At 70.6% G+C, this 7,040-nt stretch carries 7 protein-coding genes; 6 read left to right on the top strand and 1 reads right to left on the bottom strand.

The window, feature by feature from the left end:
• The first annotated feature begins 169 nt into the window (after positions 1–169).
• Together STRIP9103_RS00125 and STRIP9103_RS00120 are read left to right on the top strand one after the other, a co-directional pair.
• Positions 170–1,225: an LLM class F420-dependent oxidoreductase gene (locus tag STRIP9103_RS00125; protein ID WP_009293122.1), complete on the top strand. Its 1,056-nt coding sequence runs from the start codon at positions 170–172 to the stop codon at positions 1,223–1,225.
• A 234-nt stretch (positions 1,226–1,459) separates the two neighbouring features.
• Positions 1,460–2,248 (top strand): hypothetical protein, encoded by a 789-nt coding sequence (locus tag STRIP9103_RS00120; RefSeq protein WP_009293116.1) that lies wholly within the window; start codon positions 1,460–1,462, stop codon positions 2,246–2,248.
• 49 nt (positions 2,249–2,297) lie between these two features.
• Here the strand turns inward: STRIP9103_RS00120 and corA are convergent, their stop codons facing one another.
• On the bottom strand, positions 2,298–3,293 hold the full coding sequence (gene corA, locus STRIP9103_RS00115; protein WP_009293125.1) for a magnesium/cobalt transporter CorA: 996 nt from the start codon (positions 3,291–3,293) through the stop codon (positions 2,298–2,300).
• 70 nt (positions 3,294–3,363) lie between these two features.
• Between corA and STRIP9103_RS00110 the strand changes: the two genes are divergently transcribed.
• From STRIP9103_RS00110 to mshC, 4 genes are all read left to right on the top strand, one after another.
• Positions 3,364–4,050 carry a histidine phosphatase family protein gene (locus STRIP9103_RS00110; RefSeq protein WP_009293123.1) on the top strand — a complete coding sequence of 229 codons (687 nt, stop codon included), beginning with the start codon at positions 3,364–3,366 and terminating at the stop codon, positions 4,048–4,050.
• Positions 4,051–4,150: 100 nt separating this feature from the next.
• Positions 4,151–4,741, top strand: coding sequence for a DUF3090 domain-containing protein (locus tag STRIP9103_RS00105; RefSeq protein WP_009293126.1), 591 nt, complete (start codon positions 4,151–4,153; stop codon positions 4,739–4,741).
• Entirely contained in the window at positions 4,705–5,535 is an 831-nt protein-coding gene (locus tag STRIP9103_RS00100; RefSeq protein WP_009293118.1) for an SCO1664 family protein, read from the top strand. Before STRIP9103_RS00105 ends, STRIP9103_RS00100 begins: the two co-directional genes overlap by 37 nt.
• 209 nt (positions 5,536–5,744) lie before the next feature.
• Entirely contained in the window at positions 5,745–6,974 is a 1,230-nt protein-coding gene (gene mshC / locus STRIP9103_RS00095) for a cysteine--1-D-myo-inosityl 2-amino-2-deoxy-alpha-D-glucopyranoside ligase (RefSeq protein WP_048819430.1), read from the top strand.
• The last annotated feature ends 66 nt before the right edge of the window (positions 6,975–7,040 follow it).

Below are 7,040 nucleotides of genomic sequence, written 5' to 3'. Positions count from 1 at the left end.
CCGCAGTCGAGCAAATGCCTCATCCACCCGAGCTCTCCGTACGGGGCCGGGGCGGAGCCCCGCGAACGGCGGCGTGAGCAAACGCGCACGCATCCTCCGCCCCACCGCCGGAGGCAACCCGTTAGGGTCGTCCGCCAAAGAGACGTTACTGATCGGTAAGGGGTAGGGCATGCAGCTCGGGATCAACCTGGGGTACTGGGGTGCCGGAATGGACGCGGACAATCTGGCCGTGGCCCAGGAGGCCGACCGGCTGGGGTACTCCGTGTGCTGGGCCGCCGAGGCGTACGGCTCGGACGCGGCCACCGTGCTCACCTGGGTCGCCGCCAAGACCGAACGCATCGACGTGGGTTCGGCCATCTTCCAGATCCCGGCCCGCCAGCCCGCGATGACCGCGATGACCGCCGCGACGCTGGACTCGCTCTCCGGCGGCCGTTTCCGGCTCGGTCTCGGGGTCTCCGGGCCGCAGGTCTCGGAGGGCTGGTACGGGGTCAAGTTCGACAAGCCGCTCGCCCGCACCCGCGAGTACGTCGAGATCGTCCGCAAGGCGATGACCCGGGAGCGGCTGTCGCACGACGGCGAGCACTGGACGCTGCCGCTCCCCGGCGGCCCCGGGAAGCCGCTGAAGCTCACCGTGCACCCGACCCGTGAGCACATCCCGCTGTACATCGCCGCGATCGGCCCGAAGAACCTGGAGCAGACCGGCGAGATCGCCGACGGCGCCCTGCTGATCTTCCCGTCGGCCGCGCATCTGGAGGACACGGCCGTCACGTATCTGCGCGCGGGGCGCGAGAAGGCCGGCAAGACCCTCGACGGCTTCGACATCTGCCCGACGCTCCCGATCGCCGTCGGCGACGACAAGGACGTCAGGGCCCTCGCCGACACGTTCCGGCCGTACACCGCGCTCTACGTCGGCGGCATGGGCAGCCGCAAGCAGAACTTCTACAACCAGCTCGCCCAGCGCATGGGTTACGAGAAGGAGGCCGCCGAGATCCAGGACAAGTACCTGGCCGGTGACAAGGCCGGTGCCGCGGCGGCCATCCCGCACGAGCTGATCGACCAGACGACGCTGCTCGGTTCCGTGGACCGGATCGCCGACCGTGTGAAGGCGTACGCCGAGGCCGGTGTCACCACCCTCACGCTGTCCCCGGCGGGCTTCACACTCGACGAGCGGCTCGCCTCCCTCCGCGCCGGAGTCGAGGCCCTGGAGCGTGCCGGGCTCGCGTAACCCCTCCGGACAGCCCCGCGTAACCGCTCCGGACAGCGTCGCGGCCGTGGTGGGGGCTCGGGGGTCTTCCCCGCCACGGCCGTCACGAGGGACAACGCGGCACGGCCCGCTCGGTTACGCGCCTTCCGGCATTCCGCCGTCCTCCGTTCGGCGGATTTGTCCGACACAGCTGTTGCCGGGCGCCTGGTACCCCATTTGACTCGTTTCGCAGGGTCCTGCAGAGAGGTGCCTCAGATGCTTTCGGCCAAGAGTCTGTTCCAGGAAATCGTCGACAACGACGAGTCGTTCCGGCTGTTCTGCTCCATCGCCGCCAGCGGGGAGACGCAGGGCGGCTGGGAGAACGCGCGCATCGCCGCGCTCGTCCCGCGGAGCGAACGCGCCCTCGCCCCCAAGATCACCCGGCACGGCGCCGACGAGGACAAGCACGGGCGGATCTTCAACGCCCTGATGAAGAAGCGCGGCCTGGAGCCCGTCGAGGTACCGCCCGAGACCGACTACACCATGCTCCTGGAACGCCGCGGCATCGGTCTCGCGCACGAGAAACTCAAGGCCGACCAGTCGCTCACGGTGCAGGACATCATCGTCTACCTGTCCCACAGCCGGGTCACCGAACAGCGCGCCGCCGACCAGATGATGATGCTCCGCAAGCACTTCGCCGATCACCCGGAGATCGGCAAGGCCGTCCGCATGATCTCCGACGACGAGGACAAGCACCTCGCCTACACCCACGAGGAACTCCTGCGCTTCGCCGCCGCCGGACACGGCCGCCTCATCCAGCGGACGCTGCGTGAGTGCGCCCTCGCCGAGATCGGCATCTACCGGGACGTCAGCCTCGCCGTGATGGACCACATGGGGCGCATCCTCGGCTGGCCCAGGGGCAAGGCCGCCGTGCTCGCCGCGGGCATCCGCGCCGTGTACCTGTACGAGCGGGCCTTCGGCTGGCGCCGCATGGTCTCGCTGACGATGCCCCAGCGCCGCGACGCCCTCGGCGGACCCTCGACGACGGCCCCCGAGTTCGCCTGAGACGCCCGCCGGACCATCCCCACGCGCGCGTGGGGAACGCGGGGCACGGCTACAGCCAACCCCGCCGTTTGAAGAGCCGGTACAGCAGCACCTCCGCCACCGCCAGCAGTGCCATCAGGGCCGGATACGACCACACCCAGTGGAGTTCGGGCATGTGCTCGAAGTTCATGCCGTAGACGCCGGCGGCCATCGTGGGGAGGGCCGCCATGGCCGCCCAGGCGGAGATCTTCCGCATGTCGTCGTTCTGCCGGACGCTCGTCTGTGCCAGATGGGCCGAGAGGATGTCCGAGACGAGCCGGTCCAGGCCCTCGACGGAGTCGTTGACGCGGGCGAGGTGGTCGCTGACGTCGCGGAAGAAGGGCTGGGCCTTCTCGTTCACGAAGGGCACCTTGGTGCTGGAGTTGCCGGTGCCCGAGAGCCGGGTGAGGGGCGCGCCGAGGGGGAGCGTGGCGCGGCGGAACTCCAGCACCTGGCGCTTGAAGGTGTAGATCCGGGAGGCCGTGTTCCGCGAGCCGCCGACGTCCGGGGAGAAGACCTCGGCCTCCAACTCCTCCAGGTCGGTCTGGAGTTCGGTCGCCACATCCAGATAGTGGTCGACCGCGGAGTCGGTGATCGTGTACAGCACGGCCGTGGGCCCCTTGCCGAGCAGTTCGGGCTCCCGCTCCAGCCGGCGTCGTACGTCGCCCAGGGGCGAGCCCTCGCCGTGGCGGACGGTCACGACGAAGGCGTCACCGAGGAAGATCATGATCTCGTCGGCGGTCACGGTGTCGCTGTTCGGCTCGTACACGACCGGCTTGAGGACCAGGAACAGCGAGTCCTCGTACACCTCCAGCTTGGGCCGCTGGTGGGCCTTCACCGCGTCCTCGACAGCCAGCGGATGCAGCGCGAACTCCTCGGTGACCAGGGCGAACTCCTTCTCCGTCGGCTCGTGCAGACCGATCCACACGAAGCCGCCGTAGGCGCGGGCGACAGCCAGGGCGTCGGAGAGGTCGTCGGGGCCCTCGGTACGGTGGCCGTCGCGGTAGACGGCGCAGTCAACGATCACGGAAGTTCCTCACGGTCGGTTGTCCACAGGGCCGGGGGAGGGCGGCGGGTGGGCGTCTAGGCTGGGCGCCATGCCCACGTTGATCCTTGTCCGGCACGGACGTTCCACCGCCAACACCGATGGAGTGCTCGCCGGGTGGACACCCGGTGTCGCGCTCGACGAGCGCGGCGCCGCGCAGGCCGAGGCGCTGCCCGGCCGTCTCGCCGGGCTGCCCATAGCCGAGGTCGTCACCAGCCCGCTGCAGCGCTGCCAGGAGACGCTCCGGCCGCTCCTCGAAGCCCGCCCCGAGCTCAGCCCGCACACCGACGAACGTATCGGCGAGTGCCACTACGGCGACTGGTCCGGCCGCAAGCTCGCCGAGCTGAAGGACGAGCCGCTGATGGAGGTCGTACAGGCGCATCCGACGGCCGCCGCGTTCCCCGGCGGGGAGTCGATGCGGGCCATGCAGCACCGGGCCGCCGAGGCCGTACGGGAGTGGAACGCGCGCGTGGAGCGCGATCACGGCGCCGACGCCGTGTATCTGATGTGCTCGCACGGCGACGTCATCAAGTCGCTCGTCGCGGACGCACTCGGACTTCATCTGGACCTCTTCCAGCGGATCGCTGTCGAACCGTGTTCCATCACCGCGATCCGCTACACACGCCTGAGGCCGTTTCTCGTACGTCTCGGCGACACCGGGGACTTCGCGTCCCTGGTGCCGCGCGAGGAGCCCCCGAATGGTGATGCCGCCGTCGGGGGCGGTGCGGGGGCACCGTGATCGTCAACCGCAGTAGGGTGAAGCGGTCGCGGGCGGTGCGCTGAGACCAGTCAGCAGCCGACGCGGCCGGTCCCGACATCGATTCCAATGGAGACAGGACGTGTCCCGTCAGGTGTTCCTCTACGACCCCCCGGACCGCTTCGTGGCCGGTACGGTCGGGCTGCCCGGGCGCCGGACCTTCTTCCTGCAGGCCTCCTCAGGGCAGCGCGTCACCAGCGTGTCCCTGGAGAAGACCCAGGTCGCCGCGCTCGCCGAGCGTATGGACGAGCTGCTCGACGAAGTCGTACGGCGCAGCGGCGGCAGCGCCGCGGTGCCCGCCGTCGCACCCACCGAGGTGGCGGACACGGCGCCGCTCGAAACCCCCATCGAGGAGGAGTTCCGGGTCGGCACCATGGCGCTGGCCTGGGACGGCGAAGAGCAGCGCATGATCGTCGAGGCCCAGGCCCTCGTCGAGCTGGACGCCGACTCCGAGGAGGATCTGGCGGAGGCGGAGGAGCGGATGCTCCAGGACGAGGAGAACGGTCCGCCGATGCTCCGCGTCCGCCTCACCGGCGCCCAGGCCCGTGCCTTCGCCAAACGCGCCCTCGACGTCGTCAACGCGGGGCGACCGCCGTGCCCGCTGTGCAGCCTGCCGCTCGACCCGGAAGGACACGTATGTCCGCGCCAGAACGGATACCGCCGCGGGGCGTGACATCCGTGACGCCGATGACCGAGCTGCTCACCGAGGGTGAGCTGACCGTGCGTGGGCGGGTGCGGGAGGCGTCCAACGCGGTGCTGTACTGCTCGGTCGCGTACGAGGGACGGGAGGCCGCCTGCGTCTACAAGCCCGTCGCCGGGGAGCGGCCCCTGTGGGACTTCCCCGACGGGACGCTCGCGCAGCGGGAGGTCGCCGCGTACGAGGTGTCCGAGGCGACCGGGTGGGGGCTCGTCCCGCCGACCGTGCTGCGGGACGGGCCGTACGGGGAAGGCATGTGCCAGCTGTGGATCGAGGGCGTGGCCGGCTCCGAGCTGCTCGCCCTCGTCGACGGCGAGGAGGCGGAGGAGGGCTGGAAGGCCATCGGGTTCGCCGAGGTCGGGGACGGGAAGACCGCGCTCCTCGTACACGCCGACGACCCGCGGTTGCGGCGGCTCGCCGTGCTCGACGCCGTCATCAACAACGCCGATCGCAAGGGCGGGCATCTGTTGCCGGCCGCTGAGGGGCGGCTGTACGGCATCGACCATGGGGTGACCTTCAACGCCGAGAACAAGCTGCGGACGTTGCTGTGGGGCTGGGCCGGGGAGCCGCTGACCGATGAGGCCGTGGCTGTGCTGGAGCGGCTGCGGGACGGGTTGGGCGAGGGCGGGGGGTTGGCGGCGAAGCTGTCGTCCTTGATCACAGAGGCGGAGCTGGACGCCACGAGGGAGCGGGTCGCGGGGTTGCTGAAGAGCGGCCGGCACCCGGAACCGAGCGGCGAGTGGCCGGCGATCCCGTGGCCCCCGGTCTGAGGGCACCGCTGGCTGCGGCCGGCCGGGCGTAGGTCCCGCAACTCGGCGGTGACGAGGTGCCGCTGCGCCCACCCGTGCCGCCCCAGCGGCACGATTGCCCGCAGCTACGGCACGTATTGCAGCTGGGGTCGCGCCCCCGGCCCACCCGCGTACCCCCGAGTCACCAGGCGCCCGTATCCCCCCGGAGGGAACCGGTTAGGCTCATGTACATGCATGCCTGGCCCGCTTCTGAGGTCCCCGCCCTGCCTGGCAAGGGCCGCGACCTGAGGATCCACGACACCGCGACCGGCGGTCTGGTCACCCTTGACCCCGGTCCCGTCGCCCGTATCTACGTCTGCGGTATCACCCCGTACGACGCGACCCACATGGGTCACGCGGCGACCTACAACGCGTTCGACCTCGTTCAGCGCGTGTGGCTCGACACCAAGCGGCAGGTTCACTACGTCCAGAACGTGACCGACGTCGACGATCCGCTCCTGGAGCGGGCCGAGCGCGACGGCGTCGACTGGGTGGCCCTCGCCGAGAAGGAGACCGCCCTCTTCCGTGAGGACATGACCGCGCTGCGGATGCTGCCGCCGCAGGACTACATCGGCGCGGTCGAGGCCATCCCGGGCATCGTCCCGCTCGTCGAACGGCTCCGGGACGCCGGCGCCGCGTACGACCTCGAAGGTGACATCTACTTCTCCGTCGAGTCCGACCCCGACTTCGGCAAGGTCTCGGGCCTCGACGCCGCCGCGATGCGCCTGCTGTCCGCCGAGCGCGGCGGGGACCCGGACCGCGCCGGGAAGAAGAACCCCCTCGACCCGATGCTGTGGATGGCCGCGCGTGAGGGCGAGCCCAGCTGGGACGGTGGCTCGCTCGGGCGCGGCCGGCCCGGATGGCACATCGAGTGCGTGGCCATCGCGCTCGACCACCTCGGCATGGGCTTCGACGTCCAGGGCGGCGGCTCCGACCTGGCCTTCCCGCACCACGAGATGGGCGCCTCGCACGCGCAGGTGCTCACCGGCGAGTTCCCCATGGCCAAGGCGTATGTGCACGCCGGTATGGTCGCGTTGCAGGGCGAGAAGATGTCGAAGTCCAAGGGCAACCTGGTCTTCGTGTCCAAGCTGCGGCGCGACGGGGTCGACCCGGCCGCCATACGGCTTTCGCTGCTGGCGCACCACTACCGGGCCGACTGGGAGTGGACCGACCAGGTGCTCCAGGACGCCGTCGCACGGCTCGACCGGTGGCGCGCCGCCGTCTCCCGCCCCGACGGACCGCCCGCCGAGGCCCTCGTCGAGGAGATCCGGCACGCCCTCGCGAACGACCTGGACGCCCCGACCGCGCTCGCCGCGGTCGACCGCTGGGCCGAGCGGCAGCGGACAGAGGGCGGCACGGACGAGGCGGCACCCGGCGTCGTATCGCGAGCCGTGGACGCTCTTCTCGGGGTAGCACTGTGAAGTAACGAATCTGCGTAGGCGTCTGCGCAGATGTCGCACGTGTCACTCGACATGACTGCGGCAGGG

Origin of the sequence: Streptomyces ipomoeae 91-03, from assembly GCF_000317595.1 — a bacterium.
GTDB lineage: Bacteria > Actinomycetota > Actinomycetes > Streptomycetales > Streptomycetaceae > Streptomyces > Streptomyces ipomoeae.
The sequence above is the reverse complement of the archived record's forward strand: the minus strand, read 5'-3'. Positions and strand labels throughout refer to the sequence as shown.

What these genes read in the sequence shown, in the direction of transcription:
- STRIP9103_RS00125 (WP_009293122.1), top strand. Translation starts at nt 170, where the DNA reads ATGCAGCTCGGGATCAACCTGGGGTACTGGGGTGCCGGAATGGACGCG.
- STRIP9103_RS00120 (WP_009293116.1), top strand. Translation starts at nt 1,460, where the DNA reads ATGCTTTCGGCCAAGAGTCTGTTCCAGGAAATCGTCGACAACGACGAG.
- STRIP9103_RS00110 (WP_009293123.1), top strand. Translation starts at nt 3,364, where the DNA reads ATGCCCACGTTGATCCTTGTCCGGCACGGACGTTCCACCGCCAACACC.
- STRIP9103_RS00100 (WP_009293118.1), top strand. Translation starts at nt 4,705, where the DNA reads ATGTCCGCGCCAGAACGGATACCGCCGCGGGGCGTGACATCCGTGACG.
- mshC (WP_048819430.1), top strand. Translation starts at nt 5,745, where the DNA reads ATGCATGCCTGGCCCGCTTCTGAGGTCCCCGCCCTGCCTGGCAAGGGC.